This is a genomic window from Gemmatimonadaceae bacterium (assembly GCA_036496605.1).
In the GTDB taxonomy this organism is placed as follows: domain Bacteria; phylum Gemmatimonadota; class Gemmatimonadetes; order Gemmatimonadales; family Gemmatimonadaceae; genus AG2.
This window is the reverse complement of sequence record DASXKV010000003.1, coordinates 179,426-195,780: the sequence shown is the minus strand read 5'-3', so window position 1 is coordinate 195,780 and position 16,355 is coordinate 179,426. Positions and strand designations below refer to the sequence as shown.

Sequence of the window (16,355 nt, the reverse complement as noted above, 5' to 3'; positions counted from 1 at the left end):
CCGATGGCAGCGCGCCCCCCTTCGATCGGCTTCTTTGTCCCTCATCCTAACGATCTGCCTTACTTGCCGTGCTTCACCTGGAATTTATCGACGTGTACGTCGAGGTTGTGGTTCACGCGGATGCCCGTCTGCCCTTCGGCGGCGAAGTTGTGCATTTCTGTCTTCGAGAACGCCTTCACGACCTTACCGTTCGCGAGGAAGTCCACCGAATCCGGCCTCACGCGAATCGCAAGCTCGTTCGTCGACTTGCCGGCCGCATCCTGCTTGTTCGTCGCGTCGGTCTCGGTCCAATCGACGATCTTGTGCACGTCGTTCCCCGCGCGATGGTTGATGAGATACTTACCATCGCCACGCGTCTCGAAGTACACGTAGCTCTGCGTCGAATCATTCAAATTCGACCCGCCTATAAAGAGTCCGTACGCTTCGGGATGCATCGGCGCCTTCGTCTGGGTGAACGACGCGCTGACCGTGTAACTGCCTCTGGCGGCATCCTTCGGATTCCAGTAGATCGCCGCGGGTCCGGACGTGACGTGGTAGCCGCTTCCCATCGACACGAACTTCGCATCCTCGATCTTCATGCCGCGGCGCTCGGCCTGTGGGTCGATGCGTCCCATCCAGCCGGCAGCGCTGATGCCGCCCGCGACCTTGTGCGTCGGATCGTTGTCCTTGGCCGCCTGCTGTGCTGCCTGAGCTCCGAGCGGCGAGGCAATGGCGGCGAGTGCAATGGCCAGAATGGTGTTGCGCATATCTACTCCTCCTGAGAGTGCAGTCGATCGTCGGGTGGGACCGCGGCCGTCGTACCGCCGGCGGTGCGCGGCGCCGGTAATATGACTCCCGGACCACCGCGAAGGGAGGCACCTCGATGCCTCTGCATCATCCCTGACGAATCCTTTAACTCTCGGCTTTGGGGGGCTCAGCCGTCGCGTCCAAAAGCGAAACCGCGGACGAACGCGTCTCTGACACGGTCAACGATCCGCCGAGAGTTCGCCGAGATGCATCCGCCGATGATACGCTCGATCGTCAACCCCCGCCTGAGCGCCGAGCAGCGATACCACGATGCCGACCGCAAACGATAACGGAATCGTCAGCAACGCTGGATTCTTGAGCGGGAACCACGCCGAGGTGTGCTTCAGGATATCGACCTGAATCGTCGGCGACAGATAAATGAGCAGCAGCGTTGCGAGCGTTCCGAATAACATGCTCGCCACCGCGCCCGCGGTCGTGAATCGTCGCCAGAAGATCGACATCAATAACGCCGGGAAGTTGCCACTTGCCGCGATCGCAAATGCCAATGACACCATGTACGCCACATTCTGACCTTTGAAGGTGACGCCAAGAACGATCGCGATGATGCCCAGGACAACCGTCGCCACGCGCGCGACGCGCAGTTCCTCGCGCGAATCCGCTTCGCCGCGATGCATCGCATTCACCCACAAGTCGTGTGAGAGTGCCGCCGCGCCGGACAGCGTCAGACCAGCGACCACCGCGAGAATTGTCGCGAATGCCACTGCGGCGATGAATCCCAGGAATGGAGTGCCGCCAAGGAACTCAGCGAGCAGCGGCGCCGCCATGTTGCCACCCTTGTCGACGACTTTGATCGCGTCCGGGCCGACGAACACCATCGCACCGAAGCCCAGTACGAAAGTGAGCAAATAGAAGAATCCGATCAGGCCCGTCGCATAGAACACCGACGTGCGTGCGGCGCGCGCATCGGGCACGGTGTAGAATCGCATCAGGATGTGCGGCAACCCAGCGGTGCCGAACATGAGCGCCATCCCAAGGGAAATCGTGTCGAGCGGGTTGGAAACGAGCTTGCCCGGGTTGAGAACGCTCGCGCCATACTTCGTCGCCGCGGCCGCAAAGAGAGCGGCCGGATTGAAATGGAAGCGCGCGAGTACGAGCAGCGCGAGGAGAAACGCGCCGGCAAGGAGCAGCGCGGCCTTCACGATCTGCACCCAGGTCGTCGCGAGCATCCCACCGAACAACACGTACGCGATCATTGCGACGCCGACGATGACGATGGCCGTCTCATATGAAAGGCCGAACATCAGTTTGATCAGGCCGCCCGCGCCAACCATCTGCGCGATGAGATAGAGAATCACCGTCGCGAGCGTCCCCACGGCAGCCGCGATGCGGACCGGCGTCTGGTTCAGTCGTAATGCGACGACATCAGCAAAGGTGTATTTCCCAAGATTCCGCAGTGGCTCGGCGATGAGGAATAGGACCACGGGCCATCCGACGAGCCAGCCCGTCGAGTAGATCAGACCGTCGAAGCCCGTAGTCGAGACGAGTCCCGCGATGCCGAGAAACGACGCGGCACTCATGTAATCGCCGGCGAGCGCAAAGCCGTTTTGCCCGGGACTGATTGTGCGTCCGGCCGCGTAGAAGTGCTCCGTCGTGCGCGTGCGTCGCGCCGCCCAGTAGGTGATGCCGAGCGTGATGAGGATGAAGAGGATGAAGAAGACGATCGCTACGGAGTTCGGCTGCCCGATGGCGGTGGTACTCATCGAATCACTCCGGCGTCGGTCGCTGTCTTGCTCAACTCACGCAGCGCGACATCGTATCGCGTATTGGCCCAGCGCACGTACCCGTAGGTGAGCAACCACGAAATCACGATCACGAGCGCGCCAAGCAGTATGCCCACCGTGAGCCCCGGCGCGAGCAGGATCGCCAGTACGGAACGTCCGTAGGCGATGAGGACAATGAAGCCGAAGTACAGGACGATCATCACCGCCGTGAGCGTCAGCGCGATGCGCCAACGCTGCGCCGCGAGCACACGAAGCCGCTCGTCAGGCGCCAAAGAAGAGGATGCGGGCATCGTGGAGAGGCTAAAGTGGCGTTAGGTGCTTGCGTGACCCAGCTCAATATCCTGCAGCGTACCCATCCTTCCTCGGATCCGACCCGGCCATATAGCCGCGCGGAAGCTTGATGATCGCCTGACTCCCGCCGAATTGCAGGCCGTGCGTTGGGATGATCAGGTGGCCGAGCGCCGTGAGCGCGGTCCGCACGCTATCGGTGATCGGCGCCTCGAGCAACACGTGCGTGCCCTCCATGTGACGGAACCGCGCCGCGTCCATCGACTGCTGAACGTCCATGCCGAACACAAGGAGATTGAGCAAAAACTGAACGTGCCCTTGCGCCTGCATCGCACCGCCCATCAGGCCAAAGCTCATCCACGGCTCGTCGCCGCGGCCGTCCGGCTGCGGATTCGCTGCGGGCTTCGTCACGAAGCCGGGAATCAACGTGTGGAATGGCCGCTTTCCCGGCGCCACCGTGTTTGGAAGGCCGGGGTCGAGAGTGAAACCGGCGCCGCGATCCTGCAGGGCGAATCCCATCCCCGGCACGACGACACCCGATCCGAACTCGTCGAACAGACTATTGATGAACGACACCATGTTCCCGGCCCTGTCCGCCACTGTCAGATAGATCGTCTCACTCGACGTCAGCGCTGGCCCGGGATCCACGTGCGTCGCTGCGTGCGTGCGATCGATGTGACTTCGCCGCTCGGCGATGAACTTGTCGGACAGCAGATAGCTGGGCGGCACCGTCAGGTGGTCCGCGTCACCGACGTATCGGGCGAGATCGGCGTAGGCGAGCTTCTTCGCCTCGATGAGGAGATGCAAATATGCGCTCGAGTTGTGGCCGAGCGCCGGCAGGTCGTACGGCTCGAGCATTTTGAGCATCTCGAGCGACGCAATGCCCTGGTTATTGGGCGGGAGCTCCCAGATCCGGTATCCCTTGAAGTCGACGGAGATCGGCGTCACCCATGTCGGCTCGTTCTTGCGGAGATCATCCATCGTGAGGAACCCGCCGAGCTCGTGGACCCGAGCGACCAGCTTCTCGCCTAACGGGCCATCGTAAAAAGCGCGCGTTCCGCCCTTCGCGATCGCGCGCAGCGTCTGCGCGTAGTCGGGATTGCGAAACCAGTCGCCGGCATGTGGCGCGCGCCGCGATCCGCCGTCGGGAATCAGGAACGTCGCTCGCGCGCCCTCGTCTCGCTGAAGCACGTCCGCCGCACCTTCCCAATCCTGCGAGATCACCGGTGTCACCGGAAACCCTTCGTCTGCATAACGAATCGCGGGCTGAATGGCTTTCGCCAACGTCATCGTGCCGTACCGCGACAGCAACGTCTGCCATCCCGCGAGCGCGCCCGGCACCGTGATCGACTCCGCGCTCCGGCCAACGACATGCGTCCGGCCGCGTCTCAGGAGCTCGTCGCGCGTCATGAGCGCGCCAGCACGTCCGCTCGCGTTCAGGGCGACGAGACGTTTCTCTTTCGCCGACCACACGATCGCGAACATGTCGCCACCGATGCCGGTCATCATCGGCTCGACGACCGAGAGCACCGCCGCCGCGGTGACGGCCGCATCGATCGCGTTGCCGCCGTGTTGAAGCACCGAGAGCGCTGCTTCCGTCGCCAGCGGCTGACTCGTCGCCGCCACTCCATGCGGCGCGTAAACGGGTGAGCGCCGTGCCATGGTCAGCGGACGGGCTGGAGTAGGCGCTTGTGCGGACGCGGCATCGGTCGCGGCAAACAGGAGGACCAGCGCGGCACGGCCGCCGCGAAAAACGTATCGAAGCATCGGATGAGCGCGCTAATCGTTAGGCGTTATGCAGGTTTCCCGGCGGCGACAGGCGGCGCGAGGCTCGGCTCGGACGTGGTCGTCGCGGAAGAGTCGACGTGAGCAAAGTAATCCCGGTACCGATGGCGGATCTCGCGCTTCTGGAACTTTCCGACGCTCGTCTTCGGAATGGCCGCGACGAACTCCACGGCGTCGGGCAACCACCACTTCGGGAACTGCGGCCCGAGGTGCGCCCGAATCGCCTCGAGCGTGCAGGTTGCGCCCTCGCGCAACACGACCAGCGCCAGCGGCCGCTCGTCCCATCGCGCATGCGCGATGCCGACGACCGTCGCTTCGGCCACCGCGGGCATTCCCATGATGGCATTCTCGAGAGCCACAGAGCTGATCCACTCACCGCCGGACTTGATCACATCCTTTGCGCGATCGCGGATCGCGATGTAGCCCCGCGCATCGATGCTGGCCATGTCGCCGGTCTTGAACCAGCCGTCCTCGGTGAAGCGATCGCTCGTTTCGGGCGCGTGGTAGTACGACGCGGCGACCCACGGTGCCCTCACTTCGAGCTCGGCCATGCCGTTGTCATCCCAGGCATGCACGCCGTCGTCGTCGCGTACGCGGACTTCGAAGAGCGGCAATGGACGTCCGGCACGCGCCTGATATGCATACTGCACATCGGCGTCCCGCTCGGCGAGCTCGCTCGTGAGTGTCGACATGCTGCCGACAGGCGACGTCTCCGTCATTCCCCATCCTTGCGTGATGGCGATGCCGTGTCGTTCCGCGAACGCTCGAATCAATGATTCGGGAACGGCCGCGCCACCGATCATCACATTGCGCAGCGTCGACAGATCATAGGCGCCGGGGGTGCGGTCGAGCTCCTGCAGAATCCCCATCCAGATCGTCGGCACGCCCATCGTTCCGGTCACGCGCTCGGTCGAGAGCAGCTCGAGCAAGCTGCGCGGATCGAGATAGGGACCGGCGTGCACCTGGTTTGCTCCAGCGAGCGTTGCCGCGTACGGCACGCCCCACGCATTCGCGTGAAACATCGGCACCACCGGCAGCACGGTGTCTCGCTCGGAGAGCCCGAGACACACCGGCTGAAGCACCACGAGCGTATGGAGGATCTGCGATCGATGGGAGTAGACGACGCCACGCGGGCGACCGGTCGTGCCGCTCGTATAGCACATCGCGGCGGCGTCACGCTCGTCGATGACTTCCTCGAACGCATCGGGCTCTGCTTCCGCGATGAGCGATTCATAATCGAGCGCCCCGGCCGGACCCTCGCCGTCCCCATCGACGACGATCACTTCGCGCACGCTCGTCAGGCGGTCGCGGAATCGCTCGAATGCCGGGAGTAGCACGCGGTCGACGATCACAACGCTATCGCCCGCGTGGTTCGCTATGTAGGAGAGCTCCTCCGCGCCGAGTCGGATGTTGAGTGTATGCACGACGGCGCCCATGCAGGGCGCCGCGAAATAGGTTTCGACGTGTTGATGATGATTCCAGCAGAACGTCGCCACGCGGTCGCCCCGCTGTATTCCGAGCGTGCGAAGCGCGCCGGCGAGACGACGCGCGCGTCCGAGTACCTCAGCGTAGGTCAGATGACGCACGCTCCGATCGGGCAATCGGCTCGCAACGATCTTGTTGCCGTGGAGCGCTTCCGCGTGTCGCACGATCAGCGGGATCGTGAGCGGCACGTCCATCATCAGTCCCTGCATCGGCGCTTCCTTCGCTCAGGCAGCGCCTACGATGCACCACACGCGCTCTCGTGGCTAGGCCCGAGAATCCTACTTCGCGTCCTTCTCCAGATCGAGCGACGCCGAGTTGATGCAGTAGCGGAGGCCAGTCGGCTGCGGCCCGTCGTCGAACACGTGCCCGAGATGCCCACCGCACCGCGCGCAGTGCACTTCCGTGCGACGCATGAAGTGACTGCGATCATCCTCGGTTCCGACGCGGCCGCTCTCGACAGGCTCGGAAAAGCTCGGCCACCCTGATCCCGATTCGAACTTCGTCGAGGCGTCGAAGAGTGGATTGCCACAAGCCGCGCACCGGTAGACTCCGTCCGCGTGTTCGTTCCAGTACCTGCCAGTGAACGGCCGCTCTGTGCCCTTCTCCCTCAGCACCCGATACTGCTCCGGTGTGAGATCTTCCCTCCATTCGGCGTCCGATTTCTCCACGTGCTCGGTCTCGCTTCTCCCTGGCTTTGCTTCGCTCATCGCTTTCTCCTATCGCTCGTGCCACACAGCATACTCACGGACAAACACGGACCAACCGGGATAACACCAGAAAAGTGTGCTGGCCGAGTTGGTCCGTGCAGTGTCCGTGTTGGTCCGAGCTTACGCCTCAGCCCGCAAAACAATACGTGCACCCTTTCTTCTGCGCGCGGTTTACCGCGAGCACACCCGACGGGACGACGTTCACGCCCTTGAACATTCCCGCGAGCCACTCCTCCTTCGCACCCTCTTTCGGTAGACCCGCCGCGCCCGCTGCCATTCCGCTCAAGATGGTGAGCGCGACGTTGCAGCAGGTGAAGATCACCCCGCGCGCTTGCAGCTTCTCGAATGCCATGCCGGGGAACATCAACTCACCTTCTTTCACGTACGCATACGGATTGCGTGCTGCCGGCGCCTTCGTCGCGGGATCGTTGATCTTGAACATCTCGCCGAGTTTGTACTTGGCCCAGATGTCGTTGTTGAACGCCAACGGAATCGCGAAATGACGTAGCCCGACGACCGCCGTGATGTCCTTGTCCCGCACCTTGTACGTCTCGCCGATCGTGTTCATGAACGTCATCGCGAACCCGAACGGGAAGCCGTCGTTCACCGTGACACCATCGAAGAACTGACGATGGGTTCCCGTGATTCCATTGAGCCAGTCGTCCGCACCCGCACCGAAAACTGGCTCCGCCTTCAGCGCTCTGGGATCGGCCGAAGCAACGCCCATGAGAGCGAGCGTGCCTGCAGTGAGTCGGCCGAGAAAACTACGTCGATGCGTCGCGGCTTCTGCTGCAAAGAGTGACATGACGCGCCTCCTGCAAAGTGAGGGTTCGTGACTCAGCAACCGGGGAAAGGGCGCACCGTGAGCTGCGCGCCGCTGCTCAGTGTCGACGAATCTGCTCTCTACTTGCGGCGCGATAATTAAGCTGCGCTTCGAGCGAGGCGCAACGACTAGCTGCGAGAAATGTTCGTCAGCACCGCGAGATCGCTCACCGTATCGACATCGGCCGGCATCGCGCGATCGAAGTCGACATAGCACACGCGTGATTCGTCGCGTTCGAGGACCGCGCGCCCGCCGCGGTCCCCGCTCACCTCGAGAAGCTCCGGCACGAGCCCGCGCGCGAAAAGCACGGGATTTCCGACTTCTCCGCGAAAGCGAGGTGCAACAATCGCATGTCGGACGTGTGCGTCATCGTCGAGAGCGTTGGAGAGCAACGCTTCGATGATGCCCGTCCCTGTCAGTGGCTGATCGCCGAGCGCGACAAGGACTCCGTCCGCATTCGGCCACAGGCGAAACGCCTCGACTACTCCTTTTCTCAGAGAGGTGCTCATGCCAGCCGCATAGTCCGGGTTGAGTGCGAACCGCACTTCCACGCCGTCCAGCGATTGACGCACCGCCTCCGCGTCGCGGCCAATTACGACGACGATCTCTCGTAGCCCGGCTCCAAGCAGTCCGGCAATGGAATGACGCACGAGCGCGACCTCCGCGTCCCCGGAGCGAACGGTCGCGAGCAGCTTTTGCGTCCCGTCGAAGCGTCGTGCACTGCCTGCGGCCAGAAGCACGGTGGCGATCATGTCGAGGGCAGTTGCTCGATGTCTTGCACCGACAAGGTGAGCGCGCGATGTAGTGCCTCGAGCGGAAGGGTCGCGCAGCGACGCCGCGCCGCCGGCACGCTGCTCTGGAGCAACGCGAGCGCATCGTCGTCGCTCAAGCGCGATGCGGCAGCGCTCGACATGCCGGGCAGTCGTTCGGTGAGAAGGGACGCCGCGGCAATGCAGATCGCACAGGCGTTGGCCGTAAAGCGCGCGTCGACGATTGTGCCGGCATCGAGCCGAATAGCGACTCGAACCCGATCGCCACAAAGCGGATTCACGCCCTCCGCTTCCGCTGACGCGTTAGGCAGCGACCCGTAATTGCGCGGCCGTCGAAAATGCTCGGTGATCGCGCTCCCGTATGGCAGCCCCTGGTCCATCAGTCGGCGACTTCGCCGCGCCGCCGCGAGCGGCGATACGGCGGAAAGCGATAGGCCATGTCTCGCGTGAGAAAGCCTCCATGGCCGAGCGCGGCGAGCTCGGGACCGCCGATAGCGTCTCCGCAGAGAATGCGCGGCAGGACCAGGTCGAAGACCGTCGCTTCGGAGAAGAGTCCACACGACGGCAGGCCGAGTACCGGCACGCTGCCCACTCGTCCGATCCAGAACAGGCTGCCGGGATGCGCCGGGACGCCCTGGCGCACGCGTTGTCCACCGAGGTCAGCGAGGGCGAGAAACGTCGGATCCAGCTCGTCCATCGCCCGCGTTCCGGCGACGACAAGGATCTCGCATCCACGCGAGAGCTCCACCTTGAGCGCCGCGGTGACGGCTTCCCGGCGCGTCTCCGTGACCGAAGGCGTCATGACCTCGCCGCCGAGCCACCGCACTTTCTCGCCTAACGATTCGGCGAAGCGCGTGATCGTTGTTGCGTTCCGCTCACCTAACGAAGCAAGCACGACGGCGCCGATCCGCGCCCGGCGGAATCCCCTGATGCGAATCAGCCCGCCCGCCGATCGCGCGACGTTCGCCGCGCCTTCGACGAGCGGTCGCGGCACCGCGAACGGAGTGATCTTCGCCCGAGCGACGACTTCCCCCTCGTCGACGACGTGCCCGTGGAAAAGCGTGTAGATCGACAGTCCCTCGCGCCCATTCACGTCCGCGAGTGGACTGATCGATACATCGACGATACCACGCCGCGTCGCGATCAGCGGCCAGTGGCCCGCCGACCGCTCGCCTACACGGACCCCGTTTCCCGCCGCCGCACAAGCCAGCCGGGGCCCCGCGTCGTCTTCGTGCATGTCATCTGGCGCGAGCGCCGCGACGTGTAGTTCCTGCCACGGCACCGTCCGGAGCCGCGCCACGTCGTCCAGGTTCAGCACGCGACCTTTCGCGATGCACACCGCGCCCCGCGCATCGCGCACGTCGTGCACGAGGACGCTCCCCGCGAGCGAGCCGTCGAGGGACTCTCCACGAGAAACAGCGCGGTACTGCATCAGCGCACCATCGCCTCGGGCTGGTCCGCCGGTGTCGGTGCGAGCGCCGCGTTAGGCAGTACTCGTTCCAGGCTATCGGCACGCCCCTCGCGAACCGCGACGATTTCCGCCACGATCGCCAGCGCGATCTCCCCCGCACTCTTCGCCCCGATCGCGAGCCCGATCGGCGAATGCAACCGCGCCAGCTCCGACGCCGAAAATCCTTCCTCACGGAGCATCGAGCGAATCGTCTCACCGCGCCGGCGGCTTCCGAGCATGCCGACATAGCCCGCGTCGCTGCGCAGGACCTCGCGCAAGACCGGCAAATCATACTTGTAGTCGTGCGCCAGCAACGCGACGTAGCTGCGCCTCGTTATGCGAAGCTGCTCGGTGATCTCCGACGGCATGCCCACGTGGATCTCGTCCGCGGTGGGGAAGCGGCTCTTCGTTGCCATTCGCTCCCGCCCGTCCACGATCACTGTCCGCATTCCCAGCTCGCGCGCGAACACGGCGAGCGACATGGCGACGTGACTCGCGCCGCAGATGATCAGCGTCTCCGGCGGCGCGAGCCGCTCGAAGAAAAGCGGCACTTCATCGCCGCCTTCCGGCCTGACGCGCTCGACCGCCGACATCTGGTCTCCGGCCAATCGGGCCCGGGCTACCTCGACCGCGTCTTCGTCCAGACCTGCGTCGCCAAGCGTGCCGCGGGTTGCGCCGCGTTCGTCCACGACGAGTCGCTCATTACGACCGTCGAGGCGCGACACCACCATCGACGCGCGCCCGGATTCATACGCGTCTCGCGCCAGCGCATATGCCCGCGCGCTTGGATCGGTGTCACTCACCGGATCCACTCGCTGCACCAAGACGTCGACCTCGCCACCGCACGTCAAGCCAAGCTCCCACGCATCCTCGTCGCCTAACGTCATCCGCAGCAACTCGGGCTTTCCCGATGCGATCACGCGCTCCGCCTGTTCGATCACGCGTGCATCCACGCATCCGCCGATCGTCACGGAGCCGATGACGTCTCCCTGCTCCGAGACCCACATCGTTGATCCCGCCTTCTTCGGCGTCGCCCCTGCCGCGGCCACAAGCGTCGCCAGCGCCGCAGGACGACCAGACGCTTCTACCGAGGTGAATTGCTCGAGTAGCTCGCTCATCGTTCCTCCTCGAGAACCTCGGCCGCGGTGAGCGCTTCCATCCACACACGACGAATCTCGCTCGCACCCCGCGCGTTCGGTTCGATCAGCGACCGGCGCCAGTACCAGCGGTCCGGCTCCGGTGCCGTCACCCCGTGACTGAGGAAATGCCCATAGACCTCCGCCAGCAGCACTCCTTGCGTCCCGCTCGCAAGTGTCCGAATTGACTGGTTGAGCGAGTCGAGCGCACGCAACGACATTGCGGCCGGCTCCTCGAACACGCCACGAATTCGCGCCGTGCGATCCGACGGGTCATAGATCGTGGAAAGAATCAGCAGTGAATTCGGACGGGTTCGACGCACTGAGTCCACAACGAACTCCAACGCCTCGGCGACGTCGTGCGCGATCCGATCGAGCAGTGCGGACTTCGGACGATTGGCGAACGCGCTGAACAGGTCAGTCGCTCCAATCGTTAAGGTGAGAAGTGTTGGCTCTTCACTCTCCGCAAGCTGCGGCAGCTGCTCGCCGAACACGTCGCCAATCGTCGCTGTGTCCGCGGCGAAGTTCGCGTACTCGATGGCCGGGAATCGGCTCACCAGATCGTTCCCGATCTCCTCAGGCCAACGTGCCTCGTCGTTGCGGTAGAAGAGAGCCGCGGCACCAAGTGACGCCACACGGCCAGCCTGCGCGTCCCGTTCGAGTGCGACGGCAACGTCGATCTCTCCGGCGTCGAGCGCCGGATACAAGTCGATGGACATCGAATCGCCAAGGGCGATGTAGTGCGAGAACTCCACAGCGCGAACTTACCCCTGCGTCCCGTGGACGGCCAACCTCAGTCGGGTTCCACGTCCCGAGTTGCCAAGATGCGTACGATTGCTTCGCCGATCTTGTTGTTCGGCGTACTCGCGCCCGCTGTCAGCCCTACGCGCACCGCTCCCGAGGCCGGCAGCCAATCCGAGATTTCCGCCTCGACATGCCTGATCCCGGGGTGCCGGTAGTGAATCGACTTGTGCTCGGGATCGATTGCGGCCGCAGACTCGACATGGTACGTGGGCACACGCTCCGCACAGAGCGCCGCGAGTGAAATCGTGTTGCTCGAGTTGAAGCCGCCGATCACGATCATCGCGTCGAGCGGCTCGCTCAGTAGCTCCATTACCGCGTCCTGCCGTTCCTGCGTGGCGCTGCAGATCGTGTCGAAAGTACGAAACTCTTCGGCGCGCGCCGCTTGACCGCGGGCCCGTTCAATCGCGGCGCCCACCTCCTGTCCGATTTCCAGTGATTCGCGAGCGAGCATCGTCGTCTGGTTTGCGACGCCGAGCTTTCGCAGGTGGATGCGCGGATCGAAGGCGGGCGACACGGCGTGCGGAGCAAAGCGCGACGAGATCGTCGAGGCGTCAGTCTTTCCCTCGATGAAGTCGCAAACCAATCGCGCTTCGTTCATATCGCGAACGACGAGGTAGTGGCCTTCACCGTGCTTCCGAACCTGGGAAGCCGTCGCTCGCGTCTCCTCGTGATAGTACTTGCCGTGAATGAGCGCCGTGAAACCATCGCGAGCGTAGCTTTCGACACGTTTCCACACGTTCAATACCGAGCCGCACGTCGTGTCAACCAGGATGCAGCCGAGTGTGCGAAGTTGCTCGAAGTCCTCGATCGTCACGCCGAAGGCGGGAAGGATCACCACGTCCTCTTCCCGTATGGAAGAGAAATCGAACGTGCTCCGATCGCCCCGCTCCAGAATCTCGATGCCCATGTCGCGCAGCCGCGCGTTCACATAGGGATTGTGGATGATCTCGCCGACGAGAACGATCCGCCGGTCCGGAAACTTCCGGCGGGTCTGGTAGGCGTATTCCACGGCACGCTCGACACCGTAACAGAAGCCGAACTCACGGGCGAGACGGATGGTCACGTCGCCGACCGAGAGCGTGTAATCGCTTGCCTTCATGCGATCTACGAGCGCTCCCTCGTACGCGGCGAGCTCCTCCTGGACCTCGGCTTTGAGGCCGAAGCCCTTTCGGAAGTAGGTGGACGAGTCTGGCGAGGGAGACGACGGAGGCATCATGGCAATCTAGCCGCCAATCCGGTGTGCTCGCCGCCCACCGCCCTTGACCATTAATTTGCGCCGCAATGAGCCCCGACGCTTCCGATCCCCTCACGCTGACTGACGGCGCGGCGGCCGCACCGCTGCCTCCGGCGACGTTGGTTGGTCCCACGCCACCCGAGGCGCTCCTTCGACCCGCGCCGATCTCAAAGGGCGACACGATCGGAGTCGTCGCGCCATCGTACTCGCCGCGCGTCGGCTGGTTGACACGCGGCGTCAAAGCGCTGGAGCGTGCGGGATACACTGTTCTCCTCGATCCCGAAATAACTACGCTGCGCCGTTTCACACGCGCCGAAGACGAGCGACGCGCCGAGAATTTCATGGGCATTTGGCTCGATCCGCGGGTCAAGGCAGTGATTGGTGGAACCGGCGGTTATGGTGCGGTGCGCATGATCCCGTATCTCGAACCGCAGATCTTCGAGAGCAATCCGAAGGCCTTCGTCGGGTATTCGGATATCACCGCGCTCCACCTCTGGCTCATGCGCTGCGCGAAGCTGCGAGTCTTTCACGGTCCAACCGTCGACGATCTCATTCCGAGCGTGCGGGACCCGACGATGACATCGCTGCTAGCGGCGCTCACAGCGCCGCGCCCAACGACGCGTATTGGCCGCGACATGGCGCGCGCGGCGAAGCAAGGACGCGCGACGGGACGACTCGTTGGCGGTAATCTGTCGCTCGTTCAGCAATCGATCGGAACGCCGTACGAAATCGACGTGAGTAACGCGATCCTCTTTCTCGAGGAGACGCGAGATCCAATGTCGGTCGTCGATGAGCGTCTCGTCCACCTCCGCGCTGCGGGTCTCCTGTCGCAGGTTCGTGGCATAGTGTTCGGTCAGCTATCGCTCGACCGGTCCGAGGAAGACGAGTTCGAAGACTTCGTCCTCGATCTCGTCTCCGATCTCGACGTACCGGTACTCATGGATTTCCCCGCCGGACACGAGGTACCCAACCTAACGATTCCCGTGGGAACGGAGGTCGAGCTCGTCGTGGAAGAGACGACCGGCTGGATCGTCTATCGCGAGGATGCACTCGCTGCGCCCGGTTCGGCCGAACCCGCGGCGTCGTCATCGGCTGCATAGCCTACCACAGCTCCGGGGTCAGGAAGCGTGCGAGCGCGTAGGTGAGAATTACCTCATAGGCCGATTGCCGGTCGACGAGCCCGGCGGTGAGAATACCGACCGCACCTTGCCGCTGCTTCGTGCCGTGCTCACCGGTCAAGCGATCCATCGCGTGGCCGAGCTCGAGTCCTCCGCGGACGAGCTGCGCGACCGACGACGGCAGTGGCATCGCCAGTGATCCGCCAACACCCTCGCGGCCGGCGCCATCCACCACGGCGGCCCATGCGCATGTGCGCATCGTTCCATCGGCGTCGACGACGCCACCCTCGATCCCGATTCCGAGCTCGCTCTTGGTTGCCTCACGAGCAGCACGTGCGCGCGCGAGAGCGCCGCGGATCGTCTCCTCGTCACCGAAGGGCTGATCACGGACCGTCGAAGGCACGTCTACGGCTTCGACGCGCACATCCGGCGCGATACGCCCAAGGACGGCTCGCGCCGCGGCGATCTTCACCGGATTCTTCGACCCGATTCCAACAACGTGAAGCGTGCCGAGCGCGGCTGCGGCAACAGCCGATGACATGAAAGCCTCGAAAAAAGAGAACCGCGAATCTACTTGCATCGCGCGGCTTGTCGCGATGGCCTCGCGCTTCTTGCTACCGCCTGAGCGCGGGGATATGCTTTCCCTCCGCCGATGACTGCCACTTCCGCGCTTCTCGATCTGCCCGTCGCCATTGCTCCCGCGCTCGCTCACGAGCGCGTGTTCATCTTCGTAGGCGAGCGACTCTGGCTCGACTTTGTAAATAGCGACGCCGTTCGGCCCGTCGATGCCTTACGAGACTTCGAGACGCTCATGTCTTGGCTCGAGGCGGCATCACTCGTCGATGGCGAGCGTGGGTCGAGCATGCGACGCCGTGCCCGTGAGCAGCCATCGGGCGCGGCCGCCGCACTCGTCGACGCACGACGCGTCCGCGGCGCGCTCCGATCACTCGCTGAACGCGGCTCGGGAGCAAATGCCGCCGAGCAGATTCGCTCGGATGCGTTGGGCGAGGTCAATCGCGTGCTTGGTCGCAGCGCGGGGACACGTCGCGTCGAGCGACGCAGCGATGGAACGTACGCGCGCACCTTCGTGCCCGTCGGTGACGCGTTTGCCGGATTGATGATTCCAATTGTCGAATCGGCTGCCGATGCGCTGATCCTGGGTGAATTGCCCCGCGTGCGCCGCTGCGCCGACTCGCGGTGCGCGCGTGTGTTCTACGACGGGACCAAGAACGGCCGTCGGCGTTGGTGCGACATGGCCACTTGCGGTAACCGCGCGAAAGCCGCGCGCCATCGCCAGAAGCTCCGCGAAATCGCGGACTGAACGACCTAGGGCGCAACGCACGAATTGAGGGCGGAAGTTCAAACACGCTCCTGCCGCAAACTTTTGATTCGCTTGCCTTTGGAAGTGTTGAGCGTCTTTAGAGTGGGCCAAAGCATGCCCATTCCATGACCATTCCTGCCCGTCTCGCCATTGTCGGAGATTATGATCCGGCGATGTACACACATCTCGCGATCGACCAGGCTCTCGGTCACGTGCGCGAGCTGCGTGAGCATGCGCTGGAATGGAGCTGGATCGCGACAACGACCCTCGCCGACAGAGCGGAGGCGCATCTCGCGCTCATCGACGCGATCTGGCTCGCGCCCGGCAGTCCCTATGCAAGTCTCGACGGTGCGCTCGCGGCAGCGCGCCACGCACGCACACACAATCTCCCATTCCTCGGGGTTTGCGGTGGATTTCAGCACGCAGTGCTCGAGTACGCGCGCAACGTCGCCGGCCTCACGGACGCGGATCACGCGGAATCGAATCCGGACGCGGCAACACCGGTGATCGCGCCGCTCGCGTGTTCTCTTGTCGGTAGATCGGCTCCCGTCTTTCTGGATCCAACCTCTCGTACGGCGTCGATCTATGGCCGATGGCGCGTGGTCGAGCGCTATCACTGCAGTTACGGAATCAACCCGGCGTACCGAGCGGCGATCGAGAGCGCCGGACTCCACATCGTGGGCGAGGACGATCACGGTGACGCGCGCGTGGTCGAGCTCAGCGGCCACCCGTTTTTCATTGCCACGCTCTTTCAGCCGCAGCTGGAATCCGCACCGAGTGCGCCTGCGCCTCTCGTGCGTGCGCTGGTCGACGCCGCGATCTTTCACCGTGACCGACGCGCGACGCCGAGTGGATCAAGTGCCATTCCGGTGCCGTCGCACTAGCGCGCCTAACGACCAACTTACG

The 16,355-nt window shown here is 63.9% G+C and carries 17 protein-coding genes; 3 read left to right on the top strand and 14 right to left on the bottom strand.

Annotated features, from left to right (window positions below):
• Window positions 1-59: 59 nt before the first annotated feature.
• The 13 genes from VGH98_01790 to VGH98_01730 all read right to left on the bottom strand — a co-directional run bounded on the left by VGH98_01790 (window position 60) and on the right by VGH98_01730 (window position 12,992).
• Window positions 60-746 carry a hypothetical protein gene (locus VGH98_01790; GenBank protein ID HEY2374682.1) on the bottom strand — a complete coding sequence of 229 codons (687 nt, stop codon included), beginning with the start codon at window positions 744-746 and terminating at the stop codon, window positions 60-62.
• A 219-nt stretch (window positions 747-965) separates the two neighbouring features.
• Window positions 966-2,507 (bottom strand): sodium/solute symporter, encoded by a 1,542-nt coding sequence (locus tag VGH98_01785; GenBank protein ID HEY2374681.1) that lies wholly within the window; start codon window positions 2,505-2,507, stop codon window positions 966-968.
• Window positions 2,504-2,818, bottom strand: coding sequence for a DUF485 domain-containing protein (locus tag VGH98_01780; protein ID HEY2374680.1), 315 nt, complete (start codon window positions 2,816-2,818; stop codon window positions 2,504-2,506). Before VGH98_01780 ends, VGH98_01785 begins: the two co-directional genes overlap by 4 nt.
• Window positions 2,819-2,861: 43 nt before the next feature.
• On the bottom strand, window positions 2,862-4,583 hold the full coding sequence (ggt, locus tag VGH98_01775) for a gamma-glutamyltransferase (GenBank protein HEY2374679.1): 1,722 nt from the start codon (window positions 4,581-4,583) through the stop codon (window positions 2,862-2,864).
• A gap of 26 nt (window positions 4,584-4,609) precedes the next feature.
• A complete protein-coding gene (locus VGH98_01770; GenBank protein HEY2374678.1) occupies window positions 4,610-6,295 on the bottom strand; it encodes a long-chain fatty acid--CoA ligase in 1,686 nt (561 codons plus the stop codon).
• A 69-nt stretch (window positions 6,296-6,364) separates the two neighbouring features.
• Window positions 6,365-6,793, bottom strand: a complete 429-nt coding sequence (gene msrB / locus VGH98_01765) for a peptide-methionine (R)-S-oxide reductase MsrB (GenBank protein ID HEY2374677.1) — start codon at window positions 6,791-6,793, stop codon at window positions 6,365-6,367.
• Between the two features lie 127 nt (window positions 6,794-6,920).
• Window positions 6,921-7,598 carry a hypothetical protein gene (locus VGH98_01760; protein ID HEY2374676.1) on the bottom strand — a complete coding sequence of 226 codons (678 nt, stop codon included), beginning with the start codon at window positions 7,596-7,598 and terminating at the stop codon, window positions 6,921-6,923.
• A gap of 146 nt (window positions 7,599-7,744) precedes the next feature.
• Complete coding sequence (locus VGH98_01755) at window positions 7,745-8,368, bottom strand: nucleotidyltransferase family protein (GenBank protein ID HEY2374675.1); 624 nt, start codon at window positions 8,366-8,368, stop codon at window positions 7,745-7,747.
• A complete protein-coding gene (locus VGH98_01750) occupies window positions 8,365-8,766 on the bottom strand; it encodes an iron-sulfur cluster assembly scaffold protein (GenBank protein ID HEY2374674.1) in 402 nt (133 codons plus the stop codon). The genes VGH98_01755 and VGH98_01750 overlap by 4 nt, the downstream gene beginning before the upstream one ends.
• Entirely contained in the window at window positions 8,766-9,818 is a 1,053-nt protein-coding gene (locus tag VGH98_01745; protein ID HEY2374673.1) for a hypothetical protein, read from the bottom strand. Before VGH98_01745 ends, VGH98_01750 begins: the two co-directional genes overlap by 1 nt.
• Entirely contained in the window at window positions 9,818-10,954 is a 1,137-nt protein-coding gene (locus VGH98_01740) for an XdhC family protein (GenBank protein HEY2374672.1), read from the bottom strand. The genes VGH98_01745 and VGH98_01740 overlap by 1 nt, the downstream gene beginning before the upstream one ends.
• The gene (locus VGH98_01735; GenBank protein HEY2374671.1) at window positions 10,951-11,691 is read right to left on the bottom strand and encodes a hypothetical protein; all 741 of its coding nucleotides are present in this window, start codon (window positions 11,689-11,691) and stop codon (window positions 10,951-10,953) included. The genes VGH98_01740 and VGH98_01735 overlap by 4 nt, the downstream gene beginning before the upstream one ends.
• 74 nt (window positions 11,692-11,765) lie before the next feature.
• On the bottom strand, window positions 11,766-12,992 hold the full coding sequence (locus tag VGH98_01730; GenBank protein HEY2374670.1) for a 4-hydroxy-3-methylbut-2-enyl diphosphate reductase: 1,227 nt from the start codon (window positions 12,990-12,992) through the stop codon (window positions 11,766-11,768).
• Between the two features lie 65 nt (window positions 12,993-13,057).
• On the opposite strand from VGH98_01730, the gene VGH98_01725 reads away from it, so the two are divergent.
• A complete protein-coding gene (locus VGH98_01725) occupies window positions 13,058-14,110 on the top strand; it encodes an LD-carboxypeptidase (protein HEY2374669.1) in 1,053 nt (350 codons plus the stop codon).
• Between the two features lies 1 nt (window position 14,111).
• Here VGH98_01725 and yjjX read toward each other — a convergent pair whose 3' ends face one another.
• Complete coding sequence (yjjX, locus tag VGH98_01720) at window positions 14,112-14,669, bottom strand: inosine/xanthosine triphosphatase (GenBank protein ID HEY2374668.1); 558 nt, start codon at window positions 14,667-14,669, stop codon at window positions 14,112-14,114.
• A gap of 111 nt (window positions 14,670-14,780) precedes the next feature.
• On the opposite strand from yjjX, the gene VGH98_01715 reads away from it, so the two are divergent.
• Together VGH98_01715 and VGH98_01710 are read left to right on the top strand one after the other, a co-directional pair.
• Window positions 14,781-15,449 (top strand): ABATE domain-containing protein, encoded by a 669-nt coding sequence (locus VGH98_01715; protein ID HEY2374667.1) that lies wholly within the window; start codon window positions 14,781-14,783, stop codon window positions 15,447-15,449.
• A 125-nt stretch (window positions 15,450-15,574) separates the two neighbouring features.
• Window positions 15,575-16,333, top strand: a complete 759-nt coding sequence (locus tag VGH98_01710) for a hypothetical protein (GenBank protein HEY2374666.1) — start codon at window positions 15,575-15,577, stop codon at window positions 16,331-16,333.
• Window positions 16,334-16,355 lie beyond the last annotated feature (22 nt).

Excerpts from the sequence above, each read along its gene's own strand:
- VGH98_01790 (HEY2374682.1), bottom strand. The coding sequence starts at position 746 with ATGCGCAACACCATTCTGGCCATTGCACTCGCCGCCATTGCCTCGCCG.
- VGH98_01785 (HEY2374681.1), bottom strand. The coding sequence starts at position 2,507 with ATGAGTACCACCGCCATCGGGCAGCCGAACTCCGTAGCGATCGTCTTC.
- VGH98_01780 (HEY2374680.1), bottom strand. The coding sequence starts at position 2,818 with ATGCCCGCATCCTCTTCTTTGGCGCCTGACGAGCGGCTTCGTGTGCTC.
- ggt (HEY2374679.1), bottom strand. The coding sequence starts at position 4,583 with ATGCTTCGATACGTTTTTCGCGGCGGCCGTGCCGCGCTGGTCCTCCTG.
- VGH98_01770 (HEY2374678.1), bottom strand. The coding sequence starts at position 6,295 with ATGCAGGGACTGATGATGGACGTGCCGCTCACGATCCCGCTGATCGTG.
- msrB (HEY2374677.1), bottom strand. The coding sequence starts at position 6,793 with ATGAGCGAAGCAAAGCCAGGGAGAAGCGAGACCGAGCACGTGGAGAAA.
- VGH98_01760 (HEY2374676.1), bottom strand. The coding sequence starts at position 7,598 with ATGTCACTCTTTGCAGCAGAAGCCGCGACGCATCGACGTAGTTTTCTC.
- VGH98_01755 (HEY2374675.1), bottom strand. The coding sequence starts at position 8,368 with ATGATCGCCACCGTGCTTCTGGCCGCAGGCAGTGCACGACGCTTCGAC.
- VGH98_01750 (HEY2374674.1), bottom strand. The coding sequence starts at position 8,766 with ATGGACCAGGGGCTGCCATACGGGAGCGCGATCACCGAGCATTTTCGA.
- VGH98_01745 (HEY2374673.1), bottom strand. The coding sequence starts at position 9,818 with ATGCAGTACCGCGCTGTTTCTCGTGGAGAGTCCCTCGACGGCTCGCTC.
- VGH98_01740 (HEY2374672.1), bottom strand. The coding sequence starts at position 10,954 with ATGAGCGAGCTACTCGAGCAATTCACCTCGGTAGAAGCGTCTGGTCGT.
- VGH98_01735 (HEY2374671.1), bottom strand. The coding sequence starts at position 11,691 with ATGTCCATCGACTTGTATCCGGCGCTCGACGCCGGAGAGATCGACGTT.
- VGH98_01730 (HEY2374670.1), bottom strand. The coding sequence starts at position 12,992 with ATGATGCCTCCGTCGTCTCCCTCGCCAGACTCGTCCACCTACTTCCGA.
- VGH98_01725 (HEY2374669.1), top strand. The coding sequence starts at position 13,058 with ATGAGCCCCGACGCTTCCGATCCCCTCACGCTGACTGACGGCGCGGCG.
- yjjX (HEY2374668.1), bottom strand. The coding sequence starts at position 14,669 with ATGTCATCGGCTGTTGCCGCAGCCGCGCTCGGCACGCTTCACGTTGTT.
- VGH98_01715 (HEY2374667.1), top strand. The coding sequence starts at position 14,781 with ATGACTGCCACTTCCGCGCTTCTCGATCTGCCCGTCGCCATTGCTCCC.
- VGH98_01710 (HEY2374666.1), top strand. The coding sequence starts at position 15,575 with ATGACCATTCCTGCCCGTCTCGCCATTGTCGGAGATTATGATCCGGCG.